Consider the following 24,447-nt stretch of genomic DNA (forward strand, 5'->3'; position numbering starts at 1 on the left):
CTTCACCGACAGCCGCTCGAGGGGAAGAAGATGCTGATCGGATTGCTCGCCTTGACCATATCAGCCATGTTCGCCGGCGCCGCGATCTATGTCAGCGTCGCCGAGCAGCCGGCACGGCTTCGCCTGGATGACAGGGCGCTGCTCAGGCAATGGCAGCCGTCCTACAAGCGCGGCGCCGCCATGCAAGCATCCATTGCCATTGTCGCCTGCGTTCTTGGCCTGATCGCCTGGTGGTCGAGCGGCGGCCTTGCCTTTCTCGTCGGCGCGGTGCTGATCATCCTGCCCTGGCCGTGGACGCTGATCGCAATGATGCCGACCAACAGGCTGCTGGAAGCGATGGATGTCGGCGCCGGCAATCCGCAAGCCAGATCCCTGACCATCAAATGGGGCAATCTGCACCTCGCTCGCGTGGCCCTGGGCGTGCTGGCAACGCTGGCCTTTCTCTGGGGCAGCCATCTGGCCTGATCGGCCCGATCTGCCAATCGGATTTTGGCAGAAGCGCTATCAGTCCGTGGCAGGCGGGTGACGCAGCCGGCCAAGCAGTGCCGACAGCGCGTTCAGCTCATCCGCGCGGAGTTTGGCACCAACCAGTTCCGCGATCGACCGGCCATAGACCGCCCACATCCGCCGCCGCATCTCCAGCCCCTTGGCCGTGATGCGGATCGTCTGGCCGCGACCGTCGTCGGCCACCGGCAGTTTCTCGACCAGCCGGTCCGCTTCGAGCCGCGCCAGCAGCCGCGAGATGTTGTATTGCGCAAAAAGGGTGCGCTCGATCAATTGAAACGGCCGCAAGCCACCCTCACCCGCCTCGGCGAGTTCATGCAGTACATCGTACCAGTCGAGCGATGGCAGGCCGCCTTGCTTCAGCGCGTCTTCGGCACTCTCCACCAGTTGGCGCGAAACGCGCATCAGGTGAGCCCATGCCTTGATGGCGTCCGGCGAAGGCGTGGTGTTCTCGGTCATGGCCCACATTAGACGATAGATGCAGATGCATCAAGCTTGACGATCGATGCACGCGCATCTACATAGATGCAACTGCATCAATGCTGAAAGACAAATCCATGAAGCACGACAAGCTCATTCTCGTCAGCCATCCTCTCTGTCCTTACGTCCAGCGCGCGGCGATCTCGCTGACCGAAAAAGGCGTGCCGTTCGAGCGCATCGACATCGACCTTGCCGACAAGCCGCACTGGTTCAAGGCGATCTCGCCGCTCGGCAAGGTTCCGTTGCTGCGCGTGCCGCGGAACGGCGAGGAAACGGTAATCTTCGAGTCGGCTGTCATTCTCGAATTCCTCGAAGAGACACAGGCCAATCCCCTCCACCCCGCTGATCCCAATGCCCGCGCCCAGCATCGTGCCTGGATCGAATTCGGCTCGGCCATCCTCAACACCATCGGCCGCTTCTATTCGGCCCCCACCGAGGCCGGCTTCCTTGCCGAGACCAGCACGCTGTCGGCCATGTTTGGCCGCCTTGAAGACGAACTGGCGGACGAAGCCCGGCAAGGTGGGCCATGGTTTGCCGGCGACTGTTTCTCGCTCGTCGATGCTGTTTATGGGCCTGTTTTCAGATATCTCGACGCCTTCGACCGGTTCGGCGATTTCGGCATCCTGGACGGCAAGCCGCGTGTCCAGGTCTGGCGAAAAACGTTGAGCGAACGCCCCTCCATCAGGGACGCCGTTGCACCGGATTATCCGCAGCGTCTGGATACTTTCCTGCGGGCGAAGGGCTCATTTCTGTCGAGCCATCGAAACAATCCGCCCATCGCGCTTCGGTCAGCCCGATCCGCTTGAACGGATCAATCACCGTGCCGGCCACCATCGACGCCAGAACTTGCGGCGCAGGCGGGATTTTTGCGATGGTCGCCACCAGCCGGTCACGGATGAAGGGCAGCGCCACGGAATCCGACTGGTAGAACGGCGTGAACGCCAGCGACAGCGCCTGGAAGACACGCACATGCCAGCGCCGCGCCCTGGCATAGGCTTCGAGGGCCGCCTCGACATTGTCGGTCCGTGCCAGCGCATGGCTGAGCGCCGCCGCGTCGAGCAGCGCCATGTTGGCCCCTTGCCCGAGCTGCGGGCTGGTCGAATGCGCGGCATCGCCGATGATCGCCAGCCGCCGGCCAACCGGAAGCTTCATCGTGTGATGGCCGTAGCGGGCCAGCGACAACTGGTCGAAACTGTCGATCTGGCTGGTGTATGCCTGGCTTTGCGGCCACAGCCGGACCACCCTCTCCTTCCAGGCGTCCAGGCCCTGAGCACGCACCGCGTCGGCATCATCAGGCTTCAGGCTCCAGAAGAAGGCCGCCATCTTTTCAGCACCCGGTTCCGGCCGGCCGATCGGCAGCACGCCGATCATCACGCTGGCCCTGTCGTAGCGCTGCGAAAGCGCGTGCTCGTCGAAGCCCTCGCCGCGCCAGCCGAGCGATGCCCAGAACGCGCCATAGGTGAGCGGCCGCGGCGCGCCTCCATTATCAGAGCATTGCCGCAGTTTCGAGCGCGAGCCGCTGGCGTCGACGATCAGATCGAACGGCCCTGCCCTTCGTCCGTTGCCACAGACCAGCGTCGCCCGTTCGCCGGCCTCCACGGCCTCGATCTCGACGCCGGTCTCGATGGCGATGGCCTCGCGCCGGGCGGCGCGGAAAAGCACGCCGAACAGGGCAGCCCGATGCACCGCCAGGCCGAAACGGCGGCCGCGCTGCGCATCGTAGCGGACGTCGAGCACGGTGCGGCCGGTCGAGGCGTCGGCGCCATGCAGCCGGTCGATGCGGGCGCCGAGCGCCAGTATGTCGTCGAGCAGGCCGAGATCGGCCAACACGGTCAACCCGGTCGGCTGCAGGATTAGTCCTGAGCCGACGGGCTTGGGTTCCTCGAAGCGCTCGAAGACGGTGACCCTGTGCCCGGCGCGCTTGAGATAGAGCGCCATCGCGAGCCCCGCCGGGCCGGCGCCTGCAATTGCGATATCGTAGGAAATGCCAGTGCCCCCAAGCCCATCTGGCCGGGACAATCCTTCAGCGGCCCGATGAAATCAAGTCGCGGCGGCTCTTCGGCTGTTCAGCCCTGGGCGGCATCAAAATCAGCACGAGCCTCGCGCACCGCATCATGGTTGCGTTCGGCCCACAGGATCAATTGATGAAAGGCGCCGAACATCGAGCGCCCGAGATCGGTCAGGCTGTATTCGACGCTCGGCGGCTTGGTCGGAAACACCTCGCGATGCACATAGCCATCGCGCTGCAGATCGTACAGCGTCTGGGTCAGCATGCGCTGCGAAATGTCGGGCACAAGGCGCCGCAACTCGCCGAAGCGATAGGGCTGTTCAGCCAGCGCCATCATCAGCAGCGATCTCCATTTGCCGCTGACGCCCTGGATGACATCGCGAACCGGACAATTGGCAATATTGCCGCCGCCGCTGATCGCTTTGTAGATCTCCATCTTCGATTTCAGATTGATGACCTTGCCGTCCATGGCTGGTTCCCTGCGCGTGCCTACCTCCCAAAAAACTGCCTTCTTTACGGCACCGGGTCAATTCCTATTTTAGTGCTGGTCTCTTTCTGAGACCACCACTCGACCGCCGTTGCGGCACAATGTCAGGATCTCCCATGACCGAAACCCTCCTCGTTACAGGCGCCTCCGGCCAGCTTGGCCGCGGCGTCATCAACTTTCTCTTGGACGCGCACAAAGTTCTGCCGGCAAACATCATCGCCACCACACGCAATCCAGAAAGCGTTGCCGATCTGGCGGCGCGCGGTGTCATCGTCAGGGCGGCCGACTTCAACGACGCGGCCTCGCTCGAAACCGCATTCAAGGGCGCCGACAAGGTGCTGATCATTTCGACCGGCGATCTCGATCTCAAAAGCGGCAGGCGCCTGAAGCAGCACGAAAATGCCGTCGCCGCGGCCAAGAGCGCCGGCGTTTCGCATTTGCTCTACACCTCGATGCCCAACCCGGAGCCGGTATCGCCGGTCCTGTTTGCCGATGACCACTACAGCACCGAGCAGGCGATCAAGGCGAGCGGCATTCCCTACACGATCTTCCGCAACGGCTGGTACCAGGAGAACCTGTTCCTGGCATTGCCGCATGCGATCGCCTCGGGACACTGGTATACGTCCGCCGGCGAAGGCCGCATCGCCCACGGCGCACGCGACGACATGGCGGCGGCGATCGCCGCTGGCCTTGTTTCCAGCACGACCGACAGCAAGACCTACACGCTGACCGGTCCGCATGCCTACACCACGGCCGAGATCGCGGCCCTGGTAAGCGAGGTCACCGGCAAGCCGCTGGAAGTCATTCAGGTTCCGGACGCGGCGCTGGCCGAAGGTGTGAAGGCGGCCGGCGTCCCCGAGGATTTCGCTGACGTCGTCGTATCCTTCGACGTCAACACGCGCTCCGGCCGCATCGCCATGGTGACCGACGCGATCGAGACGCTTTCCGGCAGGACGCCGAAGACCTTGAAGCAATTCCTCGAGGCCAACAAAGCCGCGTTGGCTGGCTGAAAGCAGCGCGGCGGCAGGTCTTCCTCCCGCCGCGCTACTTCGACGCCTTGAGCAGGCCGAGCCGGATCAGGCTTTCTCCGGTGGCGGCCAGTGCTTCTTCCCGCGATCGTGGCGCCCAGCCGAGCATGCGAACCGCCTTGGCGCCGGTGGCATTCTTGACCTTACCCAATTCCGCCACCAGCTGCGCCGCTTCCGGGTTGAACAGGCCGACGATCCGCACCAGCCAATCGGGAAGCTGCCGTGTGGAAACGCGCGACGCCGAGCCGCCGAGCCGCGTTTTCAAGGTCTGCGCGATTTCCCGCACGGTCATGAAATCGCCCGATACCGCAAGGAAGCGCTCGCCGCGCGCGGCGGGATCGATCATGGCGCGCACATGCAGGTCCGCCACGTCACGCGCGTCGACGACGCCGAAGGACAGGCGCGGCAGCCCGGGCATCGCACCGTTCATCATGCGCTGGACAAATTCCGTGGAGGTCGAATGGTCGGCCCCGAGCACCGGGCCGAAGATGCCGACCGGATTGACGACCGCCAACTCCAGTCCGCTACCCTCGGCGGCGATAAAATCCCAGGCGGCGCGCTCGGCAAGCGTCTTCGACTTGACATAGGCGCTGACCTTGCCGGTCGGATCGGTCCAGCTCTCCTCCGTGAACGGCCGCCCGTCGGGTGGCAACTTGCCATAGCCGATGGCGGCGAAGGACGAGGTCAGCACGACGCGTTTCACACCAGCGTCCCGTGCCGCCCGCAACACGCGCAGCGCGCCTTCACGAGCCGGAACGATCAGGTCATCCTCGTGCTTCGGCACGCCGGGCGGGAATGGCGAGGCGACATGAAGAACATAGTCGCAGCCGGCGACCGCTTGCGGCCAGCCCGCATCGATCATGAGGTCGGCGATGGCAAAGGAGAGGCTGCCGCCCGGCTCGGCGCCACCGGCCTTGAGCATGGCCAGAACGTCGGCCTGCCGCTTGGCGGAGCGCACGGTCGTGCGCACGCGGTAGCCCGCCTTCAAGAGTGCGAGGATACAGTGGGCGCCGAGGAAGCCAGACCCGCCGGTGACAAGCACCAATTCGCCGCTCATGCCCGCCTCCCAACGTCGTCAGGTCAGGCCTTCAGATCGCCACCTGCGTGCCGATTTCTACCACACGTCCGGTCGGGATCTGGAAATATTCGGTCGCATCGGCCGCCGTGCGTGCCAGGCCGATGAACAGCCGGTCCTGCCACACCGGCATGCCGGAATTGGGCGAGGCCTTGAGCGAACGGCGCGACAGGAAGAACGACGTCGTCATGATATCGAACTTCCAGCCCTGCTTGCGGCAGATCGCCAGGGCGCGCGGGATGTTGGGCTGCTCCATGTAGCCGAAGGTCAGCGTCACCCGCATGAACAGCTCGTTGACCGTCTCCATCTTGACGCGGTCGCTGTCTGGCACCACCGGCTGCGGCGCCGTCACCACCGAAAGGATGACATTCTGCTCATGCAGCACCTTGTAGTGCTTCAGGCTGTGCATCAGCGCGGTCGGCGCGCTCAATGGATCGCTGGTCAGGAACACCGCGGTGCCGGACACCAGTTGCGGCTTCTTCTTCAACAGATTGCCGGCGAGGAAATCGAGCGGGATCTCGTTGCGGCGGGTCTTGTCGAACAGATAGCGGCTGCCGCGCACCCATGTCCACATGCCCAGCACGATGGTGAAGGCAACCGCCAGCGAAGCCCAGCCGCCCTCGAACACCTTGACGATGTTGGAGGCGAAGAAACCGATGTCGATGAAGGCAAACAGGGCCGTCAGGCTGATCGCAACCCAGAGCTGCCATTTCCAGATGCGGGTCATGACGACATAGAGCAGCACCGTCGTCACCAGCATGTTGCCGGTCACCGAGATGCCATAGGCCGAGGCGAGCTTGCTGGACTCGCCGAAGCCGACCACCAGCATCATCACCACCAGCGCCAGCAACAGGTTGACGCGCGGCATGTAGATCTGGCCGGACTGTTTTTCCGACGTATGCAGGATTTCGAGCCGCGGCAGCATGTTGAGCTGCACCGCCTGCCGGGTCAGCGAGAAGGCACCCGAAATCACCGCCTGGCTGGCGATGACCGTCGCCGCCGTCGCCAGCACGACCATGGGAATCAGAGCCCAACCCTCGTTCATCTCGAAGAACGGATGGCCGACGACGCCGTTCTTGGCTAGCACGAAGGCGCCCTGCCCGGCATAATTGAGCAGCAGGCAGGGAAACACGATCGCCAGCCAGGCGAGCACGATCGGCTTGCGGCCGAAATGGCCGAGATCGGCATAGAGCGCTTCCGCGCCGGTCACGGCGAGGAAGACAGCGCCGACCGTGACGAAGGCCACGTCGGGCGAATGGATCAGGAAGGCGACGATATAGTGCGGGCTGATCGCCAGCAGGATTTCCGGGTCACTGACGATATGATTCAGGCCAGAAAGGCCGATGGCCAGGAACCATACCGCGGTGACAGGGCCGAATACCAATCCCACCCCGCCCGTGCCAAAGCGCTGCACCGCGAACACCATGGCGAGGATGACCAGCGTAAGCGGTACGACATAAGGCTGGAAAGCAGGCGTAACGACGTTCATGCCCTCGACCGCCGACAGCACCGAAATCGCCGGTGTGATGACCGCATCGCCGAAGAACAGCGAGGCGCCGACGATACCGATGCCCAGGATGACCGCCGAGCGCCTGGGGAAACTGCCGCGTGCCAGCGCCATCAGCGACAGCACGCCGCCTTCGCCGCGGTTGTCGGCGCGCAGCACGAACATGATGTATTTTATCGTAACCGTGATCGTCAGCGACCAGATGATCAACGACAGCACGCCGAGGATATCGCCGCGATCCGCGACGGTGCCGTGGGACGACGCCACCAGCGCTTCGCGAAAGGCATAGATCGGGCTGGTTCCGATATCCCCATAGACCACACCAAGAGCACCCAGCATCAGCACCTTGGTGCTATGCTGTTCGATCTCCGGATGGCTCGACTGTTCGACGGGTTCTGCCTCACTACCAGCATTGGTAAGGGCCATGGGACGACACTCCGATAAGCGCGCGGTGCTCTACGCTTGCTGCAATGCAATATCAAGTGCCGTCGCGTAATGGCTCCCATGCTGGCAGCGCCAGGCTCCTTGCGAGACGGCCTGAAATCCAATGGTCGCGGGCTGAATTCGCGGCTCGGGGCAGCAGGTTTTATGGGCGTATCAGCCTTAGATAGCGACTTGCGTGCCGATTTCCACGACGCGTCCGGTCGGGATCTGGAAATATTCGGTCGCATCGGCCGCTGTGCGCGCCAGGCCGATGAACAGCCGGTCCTGCCACACCGGCATGCCGGAATTGGGCGAGGCCTTGAGCGAGCGCCGCGACAGGAAGAACGACGTCGTCATGATGTCGAACTTCCAACCCTGCTTGCGGCAGATCGCCAGGGCACGCGGGATGTTGGGCTGCTCCATGTAGCCGAAGGTCAGCGTCACCCGCATGAACAGCTCGTTGACCGTCTCCATCTTGACGCGGTCACTGTCTGGCACCACCGGCTGCGGCGCGGTCACCACCGACAGGATGACGTTCTGCTCATGCAGCACCTTATAGTGCTTCAGGCTGTGCATCAGCGCGGTCGGCGCGCTCGATGGATCGCTGGTCAGGAAGACCGCGGTGCCGGACACCAGCTGCGGCTTCTTCTTCAGAAGGTTGCCGGCGAGGAAATCGAGCGGGATCTCGTTGCGGCGGGTCTTGTCGAACAGGTAGCGGGTGCCGCGTATCCAGGTCCACATGATCAGCCCCATCAGGCAGGCAACCGTGATCGATACCCAGCCGCCTTCGAATATCTTCACGATGTTTGCCAGGAAGAAGCCGCTGTCGATGACACCGAACAGCACGGTCAAGGCCAGGGCAAGCGCCAGCTTCCACTTCCACAGCTTGCGCATCACCACGAACAGCAGGATGGTCGTCATCAGCATTTCGCCGGTGACCGAGATGCCATAGGCGGAAGCCAGCGAGCTCGAGCTGCCGAAACCGACGACCAGCAGCATCACCCCCAGCGCGATGAGCAGGTTGACGCGCGGCATGTAGATCTGGCCGAGTTGCATTTCGGACGTATGCTGCACCTCGATGCGTGGCAGAAGGTTGAGCTGCACCGCCTGGCGGGTCAGCGAAAAGGCACCCGAGATGACTGCCTGGCTGGCGATGACGGTCGCGGCCGTCGCCAGTCCCACCATCGGCATCAGAGCCCAGTCGGGCAGCATCTGGAAGAATGGATCGGTCGGCCTCCCGCCATTGGCCAGCACAAAGGCACCCTGCCCGAAATAGTTGAGCAGCAGGCAGGGGAAGACCACGGAAAACCACGCCAGCACGATGGGCTTGCGCCCAAAATGACCGAGATCGACATAGAGCGCCTCGGCCCCGGTGACCGCCAGGAACACAGCGCCGACGGTGACGAAGGCGGCCGTGGGTGTGCTGGCGAGATAGACGACCGCGTAATAGAGATTGATGGCCAGCAGGATCGATGGATCGTCCGTCAGATGATAGAGCCCCGCAACGCCGATGGCCAGGAACCACAGCGCGGTCACCGGCCCGAACACCGCCGCCACCTTCCCCGTGCCGAAGCGTTGCACCGAGAACAGCACGGCCAGGATGATCAGCGTGATCGGCACGACGTAAGCGTCCAGTGTCGGGGTCACCACCCTGAGCCCTTCGACCGCCGACAGCACGGAGATGGCCGGCGTTATGATCGAATCGCCGAAAAACAACGCCGCGCCGCAAAGGCCGATCGCCAGGATGAGCCTCGCTCCCTTGGGATAGGCGCTGCGCGCCAGCGACATCAGCGACAGCGTGCCGCCCTCGCCCTTGTTGTCGGCACGAAGCACGAAGGCGACATATTTTATGGTCACGATGATCGTTAGCGCCCAGACGATCAGCGACAGCACGCCAAGCACGTGAACGCGCGTATCGATACCGGGCGAAGCGTGAAGCGCCTCACGGAAGGCGTAGATCGGGCTGGTGCCGATATCACCATAGACGACGCCGAGCGCCCCCAGCATCAGAACTTTGGTGCTTTGCTTTTCGGCCCCCGAATGGCTCGATTGCTCGACGGTTTCGGCCTCGCTAACGCGACTGGCAAGGTCCATGGACCACTCCCCGACAAGCGCGTGGTGCTTCATGCATGCTGCGATGCGATGTCAATTGCACGCTATGGCTGCCATACCTGCAAAGCGACGCTCTCTACCCCTACCAGCCGCAAGCCTTTAGAAACCGACCCACCGTGCCGGCCATGCCATACTCCAACGCGTCGGCTGTCAACCCGTGTCCGATCGACACTTCGGCCAATGCCGGAATACGCCTTGCCAACGCAGGCAGATTGTCCACTGTCAGATCGTGCCCGGCATTGACCTGAAGGCCGGCGGCGATTGCCGCATCGGCGGTTTTTCCCAATCTTTCCAGCTCTTTGGCGGCCTTTTCGGAATCCGAATGGTAGCTGCCGTAAGGGCCGGTATAGAGTTCGATCCGGTCAGCGCCAGTGTCGCGCGCGGCCGCCATGCCGACAGGATCGGCATCCGAAAACAACGACACCCTGAAACCGCTCTTCTTCAGACGCCTGACGACCGGTGTCAGGAATGCCGAGTCGGCGGCAAAGTTCCAGCCATGATCGGAAGTTGCCTGTGCCGGGTCATCGGGAACCAGCGTCACCTGTTCGGGCTGATGTTTTTCCACAAGCGCCAGGAAATCCTCGCTCGGGTAGCCCTCTATGTTGAACTCGGCTTGTGGAAACTCATCGTCGATCAGCGCCCTGATCTCGGGCAGGTCGGAATGCCTCGTGTGACGTTCGTCGGGACGTGGGTGGACCGTCAGCCCATGTGCCCCGGCGGCAAGGGCAAGGCGGCCGACGCCGATCACGCTTGGCCATGGCAGGTCGCGCCGGTTGCGCAGCATGGCGATGGCGTTGAGGTTGACGGAAAGCTTTGCGGGCATGGGCTGCGTCCGTGAAATCAGGCGGTTGGCGCGCGCCGTTCAGCCGTGGCGCGCTTGAGACCGGGCATCTATAGCGCCTTTGACGGGAACAGATAGGGGGTTTCCGGTGTTCCAGAAGACCGCTATTTCCGCCAAAGGAGGCTCCGCCCGTGAATTTCCTGCAATCCGTGCCGGCGATCCGTCGCATCGACACCGATCGCGACGACCTGTTCGCAATCGATGTGGTCGGGCATGTCGCAGCGGCCGATGCGGAAAACCTGTTCGGCCTGCTGGAGGCGGCGTACGCGCTCCATCAGCGAATCGACGTGGCCGTGCGCATGGTCGATCACGACGGCGTCGATTGGACCGACATCTCCGACGAAACGCTCAAGCAAGGCGCCGTCCACGCACTGGAGCACATAGGCAGGTGCGCGGCAATCGGCACGCCCGACTGGACGGCGGACGCGCGACACGCCTTGCCCGCGTCGTCACCCATCGAATTCAGGCATTTCAAGGCCGAGGACGAAGCCGACGCCTGGGAATGGCTCGGGGTCCAGCGGGTCGGTGCGCGAGAAAAGCCATCGTCGTAACGCTACCTGACGATGGTCAGCCGCTCGGCGGCCCGGGTAATCGCGGTATAAAGCCAGCGCTGGCGCGTTTCCTTGAAGGCCCAGCTTTCATCGAACAGCACGATCTCGTTCCACTGCGAGCCCTGCGCCTTGTGCACGGTCAGCGCGTAGCCGTAGTCGAAATCGTCGAAGCGCTTCTTCTGCTGCCAGGGGATCTCGGCGTCCGGATCCTCGAATGCCGCCTTGAGCAGCTTGATCTTGGCGACGCCGCGGTCCGGATCGTCCTCTTCGGGCGAAACCAGAAGGTTGATGCCGGGCTTCACAGTCTCGCGCGACGAGGTCATCACCTTCCACAGCGAACCGTTGAGCAGCCCCTTGGCGGGATCGTTGCGCAGGCAGACCAGCTTGTCACCCGCCTGCGGATAGTCGGCATTGAAGCCCTTGAGCTCGCGCAGGCGCTGGTTGTAACGGCGGCGCGTCCGGTTGGTGCCGACCAGCACCTGGTCCGCCCTGAGCACCAGCTCCTGGTTGACGTCTTCTTTGCCGATCACCTGCGCCGTGCCGTAGTCGCCGCGCATGAATTCTCGGCCCTCGCGCACGTCGAGCGCCAGCCGCAGGATCGGATTGTCGCGCGCCTGCCGGTGGATTTCGGTGAGCAGGAAATCCGGCTCATGGTCGGTGAAGAAGCCGCCGCCCGAGATCGGCGGCAACTGGCCGGGATCGCCCAGCACCAGGATCGGCGTGCCGAAACTCATCAGGTCGCGGCCGAGCTGCTCGTCGACCATCGAGCATTCGTCGATGACGACCAGCTTGGCCCGCGAGATCGGGCTCTGCCGGTTGAGCGAAAAGGTCGGCGACATCGAGGTCTTGCCGGTCACCTCGTCCTCAACCGATTCCTCGCCCTTGGGCCGATAGATCAGCGAATGGATGGTGCGGGCATTGACTGCCCCTTTGGAGCGCAGCACCTGCGCCGCCTTGCCGGTGAAGGCGGCGAACTGCACCTGGCCGTCGACATGCTCGGCGAAATAGCGCGCCAGCGTCGTCTTGCCGGTCCCGGCATAACCGAACAGCCGGAACAGCTGCGGCCGGCCCTCTTTGAGCCAGCGGGCAACCGCTTGCAGCGCCTCGTCCTGTTGGGGTGAAAATTCCATTAGCGTGAGAGACCGGATTCGCAAGACAAAGACAAGATAGCCGTCACCGTGCTTAGTTGCGGGATAGCTAATGAACGTGTTTCAATGCCTCCTTTCGCGGAGGAAAGGGCAATGGCAGCATATCTTATCGCTGACGTAGACATAACAGACGCCGCCGTTTTCGAAGAATACCGCCGGGATGTCCCAGCAACAGAAGCGCGCTACGGGGGAAGGTACATTGCCCGCGGCGGAGCCACCAAGGTGTTGGAAGGTGATTGGGAACCTCATCGCCTGGTGATTGTCGAGTTCCCAAACATGGCTTCCCTCATGGAATGGTATGATTCTCCAGAATACGGACGGCTCAAAGCCATCCGCGAACGCTCCGCCAGGACGAGGATCATTGCTCTCGAAGGCATGATCCCCACCGATTAAAGATCGGCCAAGACGAGAACAAGGACGTACCGAGAAGGCAGTTATCTGCTCGCTTGATCCTGACCGGTCGGATCGTTCTCCAGCAGGATCGGCTTGCCGTGTGGGGTGGCATGGGCGGCGCGTTCCCAGGCCTGCGCCATCGCGTCGACATCCGCCCTGGCGGCCAACCCCTTCGACGCAAGGAGGCTTTCCAGTGCTGCCAGCCAATGTTCGTAATAATCGTGGCCGTCAGCTGCGGCGTTCGGCTTCTTCACCTGCGCCGACAGAGCATCCGCCCACTCGTTCCACGAGAACAGCCTCTTGTCGTGCAGGGCCACCGTCAAGGCGAAGGCCTCGGCCTGCCATGGCTCGGCAAACACCGGGGCATCGACCCCCGGCGGCAAATCGGCCGCGGTCCCTTCAGGCCGGCTCAAGATAGCTCTCCCAGGCATCGATCGACACGGTCAGCGTCGGGTCGGCGCCCTCGCCCCAGATCTCCGTCCCATCGAAAGCCACCGTATAGACCCATTGCGGGTTCTCGCCTTGGCCGTGCGCGTTGGTGTCGGGAAAGACAAAGCCGTCGCGCACCGCCTCGATCGTGCCCTGTCTGCCGCGCGCATAGCGCGGTAGCCTGGTGTGGCCGGTCGGGTTGAAATTCTTCGTCCGCACGTCGTCGCCTGCCTTGAAGCGCGGCGCCGTCTCGACCGGCCGGTTGCAGGGGCCGCCCTTGGCGAGCACGGCCGGAACGTTTTCCGCCTTCAGCACCCTTTTGGGCGTCGCAGCCGGATCGACCGCCCTGCCCTCCGTCAGATCGAGCTGGCTGATGAAGCCGTGGCGCGTCAGCAGCACCTCCAGCGCCTTGATCCATATCTGGTAGTAGCTCGACGAATAGTAGACCGCCGGATGCAGCGATTCCCGCGCGTGCCGGCTCTCGTCGATGTTCCAGGCGCCCATGGCGCCGGCCGTCAACGTCACGCCGAGCGCCCGCCGCTCCCAATCCGCATGGAAATAGGGTTCATCTTTTTCAGGGGATACAGGCCCGAACCCCATCTGTCCGCCGAGATCCTGGGGGCCGTTCATGCCGGCTCCCCCGTTTGTTCGGCTTCTTTGGCGAGCGCGGTGCCGATCATGGCGTCGCGGCTTACCAGTTCGGCCAGTTGCTCCTCGCTCCAGCCTTCGGTGCCCTGTGGCCGCTGCGGCACGACGAGGTAGCGCAGTTCCGCGGTCGAATCCCAGACACGGATCTTCTTGTCAGCAGGCAGCGTCAGCCCGAATTCCTCGAGCACGCCGCGTGGGTCGATGACCGCGCGTGAACGATATGGCGGCGCCTTGTACCAGACGGGCGGCAGCCCGAGCACCGACCACGGATAGCAGGAGCACAGCGTGCAGACGACGAGGTTGTGCGTCTCATCGGTGTTGAACACCGCCTGCATGTGCTCGCCCTGCCGGCCGGTGTAGCTGAGCGATTCGATGGCCGCCGTCGCGTCGCGCCTCAGCCAGTCGGCATAGGCAGGATCGCTCCAGGCTTTCGCCACCACCCTGGCGCCGTTGCGCGGACCGATCTTGGTCTCGTAGGTATCGACGATGACGTCGATCGCCGCCGGATCGATCAGCCCCTTGCGGGTCAGGATGGTCTCCAGCGCCCGCACGCGGGCGGCAAACGGATCGAGTTCGTTGTCGTGATCATGATCGTGGGACATGGCCACAAACTATGGCTCCGATCCGCCGGCCGCAAGCATGACGGCTTGGGCCAGCTTTTATCCGGACCGCATCAAGCCGTTACTCGGCGGCGGTTTTCTGCGGCTCGCCCTGGATATCGTCGTTGGTGCCGAACAAGGACGGCTGATCGCCCACGTCGACAACGTGCAACTCCGCCTTGCGCTTCGGCATCAGCCCGACCAGCCAACCCGAGAAATTCTCCATGTAGACATAGATCACCGGCGTCACGAACAGGGTCAGCGCCTGCGAGGCGAGCAGGCCGCCGACGACCGCGACACCCAGCGGCTGGCGGAGTTCCGCGCTGGCGCCGGTGCCGAGCGCGATCGGGAAAGTGCCCATAAGTGCTGCCAGCGTCGTCATCATGATCGGCCTGAAACGCATCAGGCACGCCTTGTGGATGGACTCCTTGGCGGACATGCCGTCTCGTCGCAATTCGAGCGCGACATCGACCATCATGATGCCGTTCTTCTTGACGATGCCGATCAGCATCAGGATGCCGATCACCGCGATGACGGAGAGATCCATGCCGGCGAAGCGCAAGGCAACGACGGCGCCGAGCACCGCCGACGGCAGGCCGGTCAAGATGGTGAGCGGGTGGATGAAGCTCTCATAGAGGATGCCGAGCACGATGTAGATGGTCAGGATGGCGCCGCCGATCAGCAGGCCCTGGTTGGCAAGCGAATCCTGGAAGGTCTTGGCCGTGCCGGCAAAGGACGTCGAGATCGCCGTCGGCATGCCGATCTGCTCCTTCAGCGCGCTGATGCGGGCCGTACTGTCGCCGAGCGCCACGCCTTGCGGCAAATTGTAGGAGATGGTCACCGCCGGAAGCTGGCCGAGCTGGTTGACCGTCAAGGCGCCGGCCGTGCGGTCGACGCGGGCGAAGGCGCCAAGCGGAACCAGGCTGCCGCTCGCCGTCCGCATCTGGATGGCGAGCATCCGCTCGGGCGACCAATCGATCTTGGGATCGAGCTCGGTGATGACCTCATAACTGTCGGCCGAGCCGAAGATCGTCGAAACCTGGTCGGTGCCGAACCCGCCATAGAGAGCGGTGCGCAGCGTGTCGGTGTCGATGCCGAGCTGGGCGGCCTTGTCGCGATCCACCACCAGCGATGCCTGCAGCGCATTGTTCTGCAAATCGCTGGTGACGTCGGTGAAGGTCGCATGATCGGCCGCCATCGCCTCATTGAGTTTCTGTGCCCAGATATCGGTCTGGCCGGTGTCCAGCCCCTGAACCACGAGCTGGTAGGCACTGGCCGACGAGCGCGAACCCAGTCTCAGGTTCTGCACCGGCTGCATGTAGGTCTCGATGCCCGCCACGCCGGCCAGTTGCTTGCGCAGATCCGAAAGCACCTTCTCGATATCGGGACGCTGGTCCTTGCCCTTGAGCTGGACGAAAAGCTGCCCTTGGTTGAGCGCGTTGTTGCCGCTGCCCGCCGACCACGCGACATGGTCGACATAGGGCGAATGCGAGAAGACGCTGGCCACCTGCCCCTGCAGCTTGGCCATGGCGTCGAACGAGATGTCCTGGCGCGCGATGGTGGTCACCGAGATCTGGCCGATGTCCTCCTGCGGGAAGAAGCCCTTCGGCGATACCTGGATCAGCCACACCGACGCCGCCGCGGTGCCGATGAACACGAGGAATACCAGGAAGGTGTGCCGCAGGCAGAAGCTCAGGACGCGGTCGTAGCCGCGCGTGATGAGATCGCGCTTATGGCCGTCGCCGTGTGCTTCGCGGTCGGCCTTCGTCACCGACAGCAGCCGCGAACACAGCATCGGCGTCAGCGTCAGCGACACGAACATCGACGCCAGGATGGCGACCGTCACCACGACCGCGAACTCGTTGAAGATGCGCCCGATCACGCCGCCCATCAGAAGCACCGGGATGAACACGGCGACCAGCGAGATCGAGATCGAGATGATGGTGAAGCCGATTTCGCGCGCGCCCTTCAGCGACGCGTCGAAGGCCGACAACCCATCCTCCTCCATGTGGCGGAAGATGTTTTCGAGCATCACGATGGCATCGTCGACGACAAGGCCGACCGCGAGCGTCAGGCCCATCAGCGAGATGTTGTCGATGGAAAAGCCGAACAGGAACATGGCGCCGAGCGTGGCGATCAGCGAGATCGGCACCGCCACGGCCGGGATGATGGTCGCCGTCACCCGGCGCAGGAACACGAAGATCACCATCACCACCAGCGCGATGGTCAAAAGCAGCGTGAACTGCACGTCGTCGACGGCCTGGCGGATCGAGGTCGAGCGGTCGTTGAGCAGCTTGATCTGGGCCGCGGCCGGCATCTGGTCCTGGAAGGACGGCAGCATCGCCTTGACCTTGTCGACGACGTCGACCGTGTTGGCGTCGGGCTGGCGCTGGACGGCCATGATGATCGCGCGGGTACCGTCATACCAACTTGCGGTGGTCGTGGTCTGCACGGAATTGACGACCCGGGTCACTTCGCCCAGCCGCACCGGGTGGCCGTTCTTGGTGGCGATGATGAGGTTGGAGAAGCCGGCGGCGTCGGTCAGCTGGGTGTTGGCGGTGATCGTAAGCTGCTGCTTGTTGTTCTGCAGCACGCCGAGCGGCGTGTTGCTGTTGGCGGACGCGACGGCCGCCTGCAGCTGATCGATCGAGATGCCGCGGGCGGCAAGCGCGGTTGGGTCGATCTGGATGCGCACCGCGTATTTCTGCTGGCCGAAGATCGAGACCTGCGCCACCCCGTCAATGGTCGACAGCGACGGCGAGATGACGTTTTCGGCGAAAGCATCGAGGTCGGTCAACGGAACCGTGTCGCTGACCAGCGACATCAAAAGGATCGGCGCGTCGGCCGGATTGACCTTGCGATAGCTCGGCGGCGACGTCATCTGCGGCGGCAATGATTTCTGCGTGCGCGCGATCGCCGCCTGCACGTCGGCCGCCGCCGCGTCGATATCGCGGTTGAGCACGAACTGGATGGCGATCGAGGTCTGGCCGAGCGAGTTCGTGGTCGAAATCGAATCGATGCCGGCGATGGTCGCGAACTGCTTGATCAGCGGTGTCGCCACCGATGTCGCCATGGTTTCCGGCGAGGCGCCGGGCAGCGAGGCCGAGACATTGACCACCGGGAATTCGGCGCTGGGCAGTGCGGCCACCGGCAGGAATTTGTAGGCGAACAGCCCGCCCAGCACGAGAGCGAACGACATCAGGAGCGTGGCGACGGGCCTGCGAATACAGAATTCGGAGATCATTGGGCCGCCCCGCCGGCACTGCTCGCCTCGGCCACCTTGGGCGCTGCAGTAGTGGCGCCCTCATGCACGGCGGCGCCGTTCTTCAGCCTGGTCTGGCCTTCGGTGACCACCTTCTCGCCGGCCTTCACTCCCTGGCTGATGGCGCTGTTCTCGCCTTCGGTCAGCGCCACCTGCACCGGCCGCATCTCGACAGTGTTGTCGGGTTTGACCACATAGACGAACGGCCCCTTCTGGCTCGGCTGCACCGCGACCGTGGGAACCGAGGTCATCCGCGGCATGATGCCGGCGTCGAGGACGACATTCACATATTGGCCCGGCCACAGCGAGAGATCGGCGTTCGGTATGCTGGCTCTCGTGGCGATGGTGCCGGAAGCCGTGTCGACGCTGGAATCGACAAAATCGAGCGTACCCTTGCCGATCGGCGTCGGGTCGCCGTCCTGGGTCAGCGTCACCGCCCCTTGCTGTGGATTGGCCAGCGCCTTGTGCAGCAGCGCAAGGTTGCTTTCCGGCAGATTGAAGTTCACCTGCAGCGGGTCCATCTGGGTGATGGTCACCAACGGCGTCGCCGTGCTGCTGTTGCCATTGCTGACGGTGACAAGATCGCCGACGGCGACATTGACGGCACCCAGCCTGCCGGCGATCGGCGCCGTGATAGTGGCAAAGCCAAGCTGGACGTTGTCGGCATCGATCGTCGCCTTGTCGGCATCGACGGTCGCCGCCGCGGCCTTCTGCGCGGCAACCGCCTGGTCATAGGTTTGCTGCGTGCCGGCCTGCTTGGCGACGAGGTCCTTGGCGCGCTGAAGATCGGAATTCGAGCTGGCGAGCAGGGCCTGGTCCTTGGCGAGTGTCGCCTGGTCCTTGGCGAGCTGCGCCTTCAGCGCACGGTCATCGAGCGATAACAGGAGATCGCCGGCCTTCACCATCTGCCCGTCCTTGACGTCGATGGAGACGATCTGGCTGGACACCCGCGCGTTGATATTGACCACCGCCGGAGAGGAGACGAAGCCGATGGCATAGCGCCGGATCGGGAAGTCGGCCGTCGTCGCCGTCGCCGAGACGATCGAGGCCGAACGCGCGCCATTGCCGCCAGCCGCCGGCTTGCCGCCTGCCTGTTTGTCCCCAGCCTGAGTGTCCTGGGCCTGCCTGTTCGGAGCCTGCTTGTCCGATGCAGCCGCGATCTGCTTTGCGCCGATCAACTGTTGAGCCCGGCTCAGCGCATCGGGAGACAGATAGAGCCAGGCAGCACCCGCGCAGGCGACCGCCAGCAAAGAAAGAATGACTTTTCCACGCATCGACAAAAGGCCCTCTCTGTCCGACACGCCATAGCCAGGTGGTCGTATTCTAGCGCAACTCACGGCTCCCTGCCGCGATTTCGCCGAATAGATAGGACACGCCTTTGTCGGAAAAGGGCCAAAACACGGCATTACGAAGATTTAATGTGCACTGCACAATGGATGTGCACCCGGCATGGCCGCTGGCCGAAGCTACGACGAGCCCGAGGAAAACCTATCTCAACATCGGCCAAAGCGTCGCCGCCAGCAGCACGCCCATGGCGATGTTGAACCATTTCAGCCGCACCGGATCCGACAGGAAACCGCGCAGCGCCGTGCCGAATCCCGCCCAAACCGAGACGCTCGGCAGGTTGACGATGGTGAAGGCCACCGAGATCAGCGCCACCGACAGGAAAGGGTGCTCCGGATTGCTGTAGACGGCCATGGCGGTGATCGCCATCACCCAGGCCTTGGGATTGACCCACTGGAACGCCGCCGCATCGATGAAGCGCATCGGCCGCCCGCTTGCCTCGCCCTTGCCTGCGAACGAGCGCGACATGGCGATCTTCCAGGCGAGGTAGAGCAGATAGGCGGCGCCGGCGATCTTCAACGCCGTATGCAGCGCCGGAAACGCCGTCAGCACGGCGCCAAGGCCAAGGCCGACGGCAAGCAGCAGCACCAGGAAACCGATGCTGATGCCAAGCATGTGCGGCACGCTCCTGACCAGGCCGAAATTCACACCTGAAGCCAGCAGCATCAGATTGTTCGGCCCCGGCGTGATCGAGGTGACGAAAGCGTAGACCAAAAGGGCAAGGAAGGCGTCGAGGGTCATGATATCCTCCCAGATACGTCAGTATTATTGTCTCTTTCCGGCTAGCGCAAAGGCCAGAACCGGCCGGTGGCCGAGCCAGAACTGACGGTGGGGAACCCGGCCGGCGCTACATCCCCTGCGGGCCGCGGTTCATCGCCGCCACGCCGGTGCGGCAGATCTCGACCAGGCCGAGCGGCTTCATGATGGCGATGAACTGGTCGAGCTTGGAGCCCTTGCCGGTGATCTCGAAGATGAAATGTTCGGTGTTGGCGTCGATGACCGAGGCGCGGAAAGCGTCGGCCAGCCGTAGCGCCTCGACGCGGGCCTCGCCGGTGCCGGCGACCTTGACCAGCGCCAGTTCCCGCTCCAGCGGCCGCTCCTGGCCGAACTCGTGCGAACGCACGGTAAGGTCGACCACGCGGTGCACCGGCACGATGCGCTCGAGCTGATGCTTGATCTGCTCCAGCACGTGCGGCGTGCCGCGGGTCACGATGGTGATCCGCGACAGGTGCTTTTCATGTTCGGTCTCGGAAACGGTCAGGCTCTCGATGTTGTAGCCGCGCCCGGAAAACAGACCGATGACCCGGGCAAGCACGCCCGGCTCGTTGTCGACCAGCACGGAAAGCGTGTGGTTTTCCGGCCGCTCCGTCTCCTTGGCGATGAAGTAGGCGGAGCCGGTGGGTTGAAGGTGCTGTGCGTTCATGACATGAATCTCGATTTCAAATTCTTGATCTAACTATCTGTTTCCGCACGGCTTCTCGCGACAGCCCTGCCTTGGCTTCGCGGTTTAGACCAGTTCCCTGCCCTTGGCGTCGATGGCGTTGGCCACGGCCTCGTCCGTCGCCTCGTCCGGCAGCAGCATCTCGTTATGTGCCTTGCCCGACGGGATCATCGGGAAGCAGTTGGCGAGCGTCGCCACCCGGCAGTCGAACAGCACCGGCTTCCTGACCGAGATCATCTCCTTGATCGCGTCGTCCAGCTCGTCGGGCTTTTCGCAGCGGATGCCGTGGCCGCCATAGGCTTCGGCCAGCTTGACGAAGTCCGGCATCGCCTCGGTGTAGGAATGCGACAGCCGGTTGCCGTGCAGCAGCTGCTGCCACTGGCGCACCATGCCCATGTACTGGTTGTTGAGGATGAAGATCTTGATCGGCGCATCGTGCTGCACCGCCGCGCTCATCTCCTGCATCGTCATCTGCACCGAGGCGTCGCCGGCGATGTCGACGACCAGCGCATCGGGATGCGCGATCTGCACGCCGAGAGCCGCTGGCAGGCCGTAGCCCATCGTGCCCAGCCCACCTGACGTCATCCAGCGGTTCGGCTTCTCGAAATGATAATGCTGCGCTGCCCACATCTGGTGCTGGCCGACCTCGGTGGTGATGTAGGTGTCCATGTCCTTGGTCAGTTCGTAGAGCCGCTGGATGGCGTATTGCGGCATGATGACCTCATGGTTCATCTTGTAGGCGAGTGAATCGCGACCGCGCCATTTGGCGATCTGCTCCCACCAGGGATAGAGCGCCTTCTTGTCGGCCTTGGCGGTCGCCCGCCACAGCCGCACCATGTCCTCCAGCACCCGGCCGACATCGCCGATGATAGGCACTTCGGTGTGCACGTTCTTGTTGATCGAGGATGGATCGATGTCGATGTGGATCTTGCGCGAGTTCGGCGAGAACGCCGTCAGCCGGCCGGTGATGCGGTCGTCGAAGCGCGCGCCGATGCAGATCATCACGTCGCAGTCATGCATGGCCATGTTGGCTTCGTAGGTGCCGTGCATGCCGAGCATCCCCAGCCAGTTCTTGCCCGATGCCGGATAGGCGCCGAGCCCCATCAGCGTCGAGGTGATCGGGAAACCGGTGAGATCGACCAGTTCGCGCAAGAGATGGCTCGCCTCCGGGCCGGAATTGATGACGCCGCCGCCCGAGTAGATGATCGGCTTCTTCGCGGTCGCCATCAGCTCGACCGCCGCCTTGATCTTCTCCAGATCGCCCTGGACCTTGGGCTGGTAGCTGGTGCGCGGCGCGATCTGCGGCGGGACATAAAATCCCTTGGCGAACTGCACGTCCTTCGGAATGTCGACCACCACCGGACCGGGACGGCCGGTCGTGGCGACATGGAAGGCCTCGTGGATCGTCGCCGCGAGTTCGTTGACGTCCTTCACCAGCCAGTTGTGCTTGGTGCAGGGGCGCGTGATGCCGACCGTGTCGCATTCCTGGAACGCGTCGGAGCCAATGAGCGAGGTCGGCACCTGCCCGGTCAGGCAGACCAGCGGGATCGAATCCATCAAAGCGTCCTGCAGCGGCGTCACCGCATTGGTGGCGCCGGGGCCGGAGGTCACCAGCATGACGCCGGCCTTGCCGGTCGAGCGCGCATAGCCTTCGGCCGCGTGGCCCGCACCCTGCTCGTGCCGCACCAGAATGTGCTCGACCTCGTCCTGCTGGAAGATCTCGTCGTAGATCGGGAGAACCGCGCCGCCGGGATAGCCGAAGACATGCTTGACGCCATTGTCCTTCAGCGCCTGCACCACCATTTCGGCGCCCGTCATTTCGCCTCTTGGCATTTCGCGCCGTTCACTTTGTCCGTTGCTCATCGGTTTGGTCCCGTACTGTCGCCCTTTGGGCGTTGCCATTTGGCTGCTGCTGGTCGTTTAGTCGTGTTTTAGGCAATAAAAAAGGCCCCCGAGGGAGCCTGTGTGTTGCGCATGGGAGGTTTTCGCCCGGCGGTTACACCGCCTTGCCCACGCGCCTTCCTACGAGAATGAGTGCCTTTTTCATGATGGCGGACACTAAGGGCGGGCAAGGCAGGCTGTCAACGGCAAAAATCGCGGCGTCCGATGAAGCCGCTTCCCAATTTGAAAAATACCCCGTCACGATTTCGCGACGGACACTGCGTCAAACCGGCTTGGCAGCATATTTTCCGGATAAGTCATTGAAGCCACGCGAAACTATGGTGGGGCGTGACGAAGGCTATTCTCATTGCCAATACTTGATTGTCCGGCTTTGCAAGTCGGGAGGAGCAACCATGACGGCCTGGATTTCACGGAGGAAAACTTATGCTCGACAAGGCCCCAAACAAGAAACTGTCCGACCTGCTCGATCAATTCGGCGCCGCCCTCGCCGCCAATGACATCGAGAAGGCGGTCGGCTGCTTTCAGGAGGACTGCTACTGGCGCGACCTCGTCACCTTCACCTGGAACATCAAGACCATGGAAGGCAAAGACCAGGTCCGCGACATGCTGAAGAGCCAGTTGTCGAAGACCAAGCCGTCACACTTTGCCATCGCCAGGGGCGAGGACGCGACCGAGAGCGACGGGCTGATCGAAGGCTGGATCAGTTTCGAGACCGAAGCGGCGCGCGGATTTGGCCATGTCAGGCTGAAGGACGGCAAGATCTGGACGCTGCTGACCACCATGGTCGAACTGAAGGGCCACGAGGAACCGGCGGGCTTCGCGCGGCCCATGGGCGCCAGGCATGGCTCGGGCAAGAACCGCCCGACATGGAAGGAAGAACGCGAGAAAGAGGCGGCCGAACTCGGCTTCAAGACGCAGCCCTACACGGTCATCATCGGTGGTGGCCAAGGAGGCATCGCGCTCGGCGCACGGCTACGGCAGCTCGGCGTGCCGACCATCATCATCGAGAAGAACGAGCGCGCCGGCGACAGCTGGCGCAAGCGCTACAAGTCGCTCTGCCTGCACGATCCGGTCTGGTACGACCATCTGCCCTATATCGATTTCCCGAAGAACTGGCCGGTCTTCTCGCCCAAGGACAAGATCGGCGACTGGCTGGAAATGTACACCAAGGTGATGGAGCTGAACTACTGGTCCTCGACCGAGGCCAAGAGCGCCTCCTATGACGACGAGAAAAAGGAATGGACGGTCGTGGTTCATCGCGACGGCAAGGACATCACCCTGAAACCCAAGCAGCTGGTGCTGGCCACCGGACAGTCCGGCAAGGCCAATCTGCCGAAATTCAAGGGCATGGAGAATTTCAAGGGCGACCAGCATCACTCCTCGAAGCATCCTGGCCCCGATGCCTATGCCGGCAAGAAGGCCGTTGTCATCGGCTCCAACAATTCCGCCCACGATATCGCCGCCGCGCTTTGGGAAGCCGGCGCCGACGTCACCATGGTGCAGCGATCGAGCACCCATATCTCGAGATCCGACACGCTGATGGAAATCGGCCTGGGCTCCCTCTACTCGGAACAGGCGGTTCAGAACGGCATCACCACAGCCAAGGCCGATCTCATCTTTGCGTCCCTGCCCTACAAGATCCTGCATGAGTTCCAGATCCCGGCCTATGCCGAGATGAAGAAACGCGACGCGGCGTTCTACAGGGGGCTGGAAAAGGCCGGCTTCATGCTCGACTGGGGCGACGACGAGTCCGGCCTGTTCATGAAGTACCTCAGGCGAGGCTCCGGCTACTATATCGACGTCGGCGCTTCCCAGCTGGTCATCGACGGTTCGATCAGGCTGAAGAGCGGCGTCGACGTCGAAGAGATCAAGCAGCATTCGGTTCTGCTCAGCGACGGGTCGGAACTGCCTGCCGACCTTATCGTCTACGCCACCGGCTACGGCTCGATGAACGGCTGGGCCGCCGACCTGATATCGCGCGAAACCGCCGACAAGGTCGGCAAGTGCTGGGGCCTCGGCTCGAACACCACCAAGGATCCCGGCCCTTGGGAAGGCGAGTTGCGCAACATGTGGAAGCCGACGCAACAGGAAGCGCTGTGGTTCCACGGCGGCAATCTGCACCAGTCGCGCCACTATTCGCAGTTCCTGTCGCTGCAGTTGAAGGCCAGGCATGCCGGGCTGCCGACGCCGGTCTACGGACTTCAGCAGGTGCACCACCAGGGCTAAGCAATTCCAGGAAAAGTGTGAAACGGTTTTCCGTCCGGA

21 protein-coding genes and 1 pseudogene are annotated in these 24,447 nt (G+C 63.3%); 6 read left to right on the forward strand and 16 right to left on the reverse strand.

What is annotated here, in order from left to right; translation table 11 throughout:
• Window positions 1–30 precede the first annotated feature (30 nt).
• Window positions 31–465, forward strand: a complete 435-nt coding sequence (locus LB577_RS06430; RefSeq protein ID WP_411969211.1) for a DUF1772 domain-containing protein — start codon at window positions 31–33, stop codon at window positions 463–465.
• A 39-nt stretch (window positions 466–504) separates the two neighbouring features.
• On the opposite strand, the gene LB577_RS06435 is transcribed toward LB577_RS06430, so the two are convergent.
• Window positions 505–963, reverse strand: coding sequence for a MarR family winged helix-turn-helix transcriptional regulator (locus LB577_RS06435; RefSeq protein WP_224686045.1), 459 nt, complete (start codon window positions 961–963; stop codon window positions 505–507).
• Between the two features lie 98 nt (window positions 964–1,061).
• Between LB577_RS06435 and LB577_RS06440 the strand changes: the two genes are divergently transcribed.
• Window positions 1,062–1,790, forward strand: coding sequence for a glutathione S-transferase family protein (locus tag LB577_RS06440; RefSeq protein ID WP_224686046.1), 729 nt, complete (start codon window positions 1,062–1,064; stop codon window positions 1,788–1,790).
• Here the strand turns inward: LB577_RS06440 and LB577_RS06445 are convergent.
• Together LB577_RS06445 and LB577_RS06450 are read right to left on the reverse strand one after the other, a co-directional pair.
• Window positions 1,753–3,003: pseudogene (locus LB577_RS06445) on the reverse strand (FAD-dependent oxidoreductase); the annotation flags it as partial. The gene LB577_RS06440 and the pseudogene LB577_RS06445 overlap by 38 nt on opposite strands.
• Window positions 3,004–3,050: 47 nt before the next feature.
• Window positions 3,051–3,461, reverse strand: coding sequence for a winged helix-turn-helix transcriptional regulator (locus LB577_RS06450; protein ID WP_013894778.1), 411 nt, complete (start codon window positions 3,459–3,461; stop codon window positions 3,051–3,053).
• 134 nt (window positions 3,462–3,595) lie between these two features.
• Between LB577_RS06450 and LB577_RS06455 the strand changes: the two genes are divergently transcribed.
• Complete coding sequence (locus LB577_RS06455) at window positions 3,596–4,489, forward strand: SDR family oxidoreductase (RefSeq protein WP_224686047.1); 894 nt, start codon at window positions 3,596–3,598, stop codon at window positions 4,487–4,489.
• Between the two features lie 34 nt (window positions 4,490–4,523).
• Here the strand turns inward: LB577_RS06455 and LB577_RS06460 are convergent, their stop codons facing one another.
• From LB577_RS06460 to LB577_RS06475, 4 genes are all read right to left on the reverse strand, one after another.
• Entirely contained in the window at window positions 4,524–5,564 is a 1,041-nt protein-coding gene (locus tag LB577_RS06460) for an SDR family oxidoreductase (RefSeq protein WP_224686048.1), read from the reverse strand.
• A gap of 31 nt (window positions 5,565–5,595) precedes the next feature.
• The gene (locus LB577_RS06465) at window positions 5,596–7,515 is read right to left on the reverse strand and encodes a potassium transporter Kup (protein WP_224686049.1); all 1,920 of its coding nucleotides are present in this window, start codon (window positions 7,513–7,515) and stop codon (window positions 5,596–5,598) included.
• A 177-nt stretch (window positions 7,516–7,692) separates the two neighbouring features.
• Window positions 7,693–9,606 carry a potassium transporter Kup gene (locus LB577_RS06470; RefSeq protein ID WP_224686050.1) on the reverse strand — a complete coding sequence of 638 codons (1,914 nt, stop codon included), beginning with the start codon at window positions 9,604–9,606 and terminating at the stop codon, window positions 7,693–7,695.
• A gap of 100 nt (window positions 9,607–9,706) precedes the next feature.
• The gene (locus tag LB577_RS06475; RefSeq protein WP_224686051.1) at window positions 9,707–10,447 is read right to left on the reverse strand and encodes a pyridoxine 5'-phosphate synthase; all 741 of its coding nucleotides are present in this window, start codon (window positions 10,445–10,447) and stop codon (window positions 9,707–9,709) included.
• A gap of 149 nt (window positions 10,448–10,596) precedes the next feature.
• Between LB577_RS06475 and LB577_RS06480 the strand changes: the two genes are divergently transcribed.
• The gene (locus tag LB577_RS06480) at window positions 10,597–11,016 is read left to right on the forward strand and encodes an STAS/SEC14 domain-containing protein (protein WP_013894772.1); all 420 of its coding nucleotides are present in this window, start codon (window positions 10,597–10,599) and stop codon (window positions 11,014–11,016) included.
• Between the two features lie 2 nt (window positions 11,017–11,018).
• Here LB577_RS06480 and LB577_RS06485 read toward each other — a convergent pair whose 3' ends face one another.
• On the reverse strand, window positions 11,019–12,146 hold the full coding sequence (locus LB577_RS06485) for an ATP-dependent RecD-like DNA helicase (RefSeq protein ID WP_013894771.1): 1,128 nt from the start codon (window positions 12,144–12,146) through the stop codon (window positions 11,019–11,021).
• Between the two features lie 111 nt (window positions 12,147–12,257).
• On the opposite strand from LB577_RS06485, the gene LB577_RS06490 reads away from it, so the two are divergent.
• Complete coding sequence (locus LB577_RS06490; protein ID WP_023779142.1) at window positions 12,258–12,557, forward strand: DUF1330 domain-containing protein; 300 nt, start codon at window positions 12,258–12,260, stop codon at window positions 12,555–12,557.
• A gap of 41 nt (window positions 12,558–12,598) precedes the next feature.
• Here the strand turns inward: LB577_RS06490 and LB577_RS06495 are convergent, their stop codons facing one another.
• The 8 genes from LB577_RS06495 to LB577_RS06530 all read right to left on the reverse strand — a co-directional run bounded on the left by LB577_RS06495 (window position 12,599) and on the right by LB577_RS06530 (window position 22,098).
• Window positions 12,599–12,970, reverse strand: a complete 372-nt coding sequence (locus tag LB577_RS06495) for a nitrile hydratase accessory protein (RefSeq protein WP_224686052.1) — start codon at window positions 12,968–12,970, stop codon at window positions 12,599–12,601.
• Window positions 12,957–13,616, reverse strand: a complete 660-nt coding sequence (nthB, locus tag LB577_RS06500; protein ID WP_224686053.1) for a nitrile hydratase subunit beta — start codon at window positions 13,614–13,616, stop codon at window positions 12,957–12,959. Before nthB ends, LB577_RS06495 begins: the two co-directional genes overlap by 14 nt.
• Window positions 13,613–14,236 carry a nitrile hydratase subunit alpha gene (gene nthA / locus LB577_RS06505; RefSeq protein WP_224686054.1) on the reverse strand — a complete coding sequence of 208 codons (624 nt, stop codon included), beginning with the start codon at window positions 14,234–14,236 and terminating at the stop codon, window positions 13,613–13,615. Before nthA ends, nthB begins: the two co-directional genes overlap by 4 nt.
• Before the next feature lie 79 nt (window positions 14,237–14,315).
• Window positions 14,316–17,477, reverse strand: coding sequence for an efflux RND transporter permease subunit (locus LB577_RS06510; protein WP_224686055.1), 3,162 nt, complete (start codon window positions 17,475–17,477; stop codon window positions 14,316–14,318).
• Complete coding sequence (locus LB577_RS06515) at window positions 17,474–18,769, reverse strand: efflux RND transporter periplasmic adaptor subunit (protein WP_224686056.1); 1,296 nt, start codon at window positions 18,767–18,769, stop codon at window positions 17,474–17,476. The genes LB577_RS06510 and LB577_RS06515 overlap by 4 nt, the downstream gene beginning before the upstream one ends.
• A 214-nt stretch (window positions 18,770–18,983) precedes the next feature.
• Window positions 18,984–19,580, reverse strand: coding sequence for a LysE family translocator (locus tag LB577_RS06520; protein ID WP_224686057.1), 597 nt, complete (start codon window positions 19,578–19,580; stop codon window positions 18,984–18,986).
• 106 nt (window positions 19,581–19,686) lie between these two features.
• Complete coding sequence (ilvN, locus tag LB577_RS06525) at window positions 19,687–20,262, reverse strand: acetolactate synthase small subunit (protein WP_013894763.1); 576 nt, start codon at window positions 20,260–20,262, stop codon at window positions 19,687–19,689.
• Between the two features lie 84 nt (window positions 20,263–20,346).
• Window positions 20,347–22,098: an acetolactate synthase 3 large subunit gene (locus tag LB577_RS06530; RefSeq protein WP_013894762.1), complete on the reverse strand. Its 1,752-nt coding sequence runs from the start codon at window positions 22,096–22,098 to the stop codon at window positions 20,347–20,349.
• A gap of 507 nt (window positions 22,099–22,605) precedes the next feature.
• On the opposite strand from LB577_RS06530, the gene LB577_RS06535 reads away from it, so the two are divergent.
• On the forward strand, window positions 22,606–24,408 hold the full coding sequence (locus tag LB577_RS06535) for an NAD(P)/FAD-dependent oxidoreductase (RefSeq protein ID WP_224686058.1): 1,803 nt from the start codon (window positions 22,606–22,608) through the stop codon (window positions 24,406–24,408).
• Window positions 24,409–24,447: the final 39 nt, after the last annotated feature.

This window comes from Mesorhizobium sp. B283B1A (genome assembly GCF_020165735.1).
GTDB classification, from domain to species: domain Bacteria; phylum Pseudomonadota; class Alphaproteobacteria; order Rhizobiales; family Rhizobiaceae; genus Mesorhizobium; species Mesorhizobium opportunistum.

Bases quoted from the DNA above. Each gene is read 5' to 3' on its own strand.
- LB577_RS06430 (WP_411969211.1), top strand. From the start codon at position 31: ATGCTGATCGGATTGCTCGCCTTGACCATATCAGCCATGTTCGCCGGC.
- LB577_RS06435 (WP_224686045.1), bottom strand. From the start codon at position 963: ATGACCGAGAACACCACGCCTTCGCCGGACGCCATCAAGGCATGGGCT.
- LB577_RS06440 (WP_224686046.1), top strand. From the start codon at position 1,062: ATGAAGCACGACAAGCTCATTCTCGTCAGCCATCCTCTCTGTCCTTAC.
- LB577_RS06450 (WP_013894778.1), bottom strand. From the start codon at position 3,461: ATGGACGGCAAGGTCATCAATCTGAAATCGAAGATGGAGATCTACAAA.
- LB577_RS06455 (WP_224686047.1), top strand. From the start codon at position 3,596: ATGACCGAAACCCTCCTCGTTACAGGCGCCTCCGGCCAGCTTGGCCGC.
- LB577_RS06460 (WP_224686048.1), bottom strand. From the start codon at position 5,564: ATGAGCGGCGAATTGGTGCTTGTCACCGGCGGGTCTGGCTTCCTCGGC.
- LB577_RS06465 (WP_224686049.1), bottom strand. From the start codon at position 7,515: ATGGCCCTTACCAATGCTGGTAGTGAGGCAGAACCCGTCGAACAGTCG.
- LB577_RS06470 (WP_224686050.1), bottom strand. From the start codon at position 9,606: ATGGACCTTGCCAGTCGCGTTAGCGAGGCCGAAACCGTCGAGCAATCG.
- LB577_RS06475 (WP_224686051.1), bottom strand. From the start codon at position 10,447: ATGCCCGCAAAGCTTTCCGTCAACCTCAACGCCATCGCCATGCTGCGC.
- LB577_RS06485 (WP_013894771.1), bottom strand. From the start codon at position 12,146: ATGGAATTTTCACCCCAACAGGACGAGGCGCTGCAAGCGGTTGCCCGC.
- LB577_RS06490 (WP_023779142.1), top strand. From the start codon at position 12,258: ATGGCAGCATATCTTATCGCTGACGTAGACATAACAGACGCCGCCGTT.
- nthB (WP_224686053.1), bottom strand. From the start codon at position 13,616: ATGAACGGCCCCCAGGATCTCGGCGGACAGATGGGGTTCGGGCCTGTA.
- nthA (WP_224686054.1), bottom strand. From the start codon at position 14,236: ATGTCCCACGATCATGATCACGACAACGAACTCGATCCGTTTGCCGCC.
- LB577_RS06510 (WP_224686055.1), bottom strand. From the start codon at position 17,477: ATGATCTCCGAATTCTGTATTCGCAGGCCCGTCGCCACGCTCCTGATG.
- LB577_RS06515 (WP_224686056.1), bottom strand. From the start codon at position 18,769: ATGCGTGGAAAAGTCATTCTTTCTTTGCTGGCGGTCGCCTGCGCGGGT.
- LB577_RS06520 (WP_224686057.1), bottom strand. From the start codon at position 19,580: ATGACCCTCGACGCCTTCCTTGCCCTTTTGGTCTACGCTTTCGTCACC.
- ilvN (WP_013894763.1), bottom strand. From the start codon at position 20,262: ATGAACGCACAGCACCTTCAACCCACCGGCTCCGCCTACTTCATCGCC.
- LB577_RS06530 (WP_013894762.1), bottom strand. From the start codon at position 22,098: ATGACGGGCGCCGAAATGGTGGTGCAGGCGCTGAAGGACAATGGCGTC.
- LB577_RS06535 (WP_224686058.1), top strand. From the start codon at position 22,606: ATGCTCGACAAGGCCCCAAACAAGAAACTGTCCGACCTGCTCGATCAA.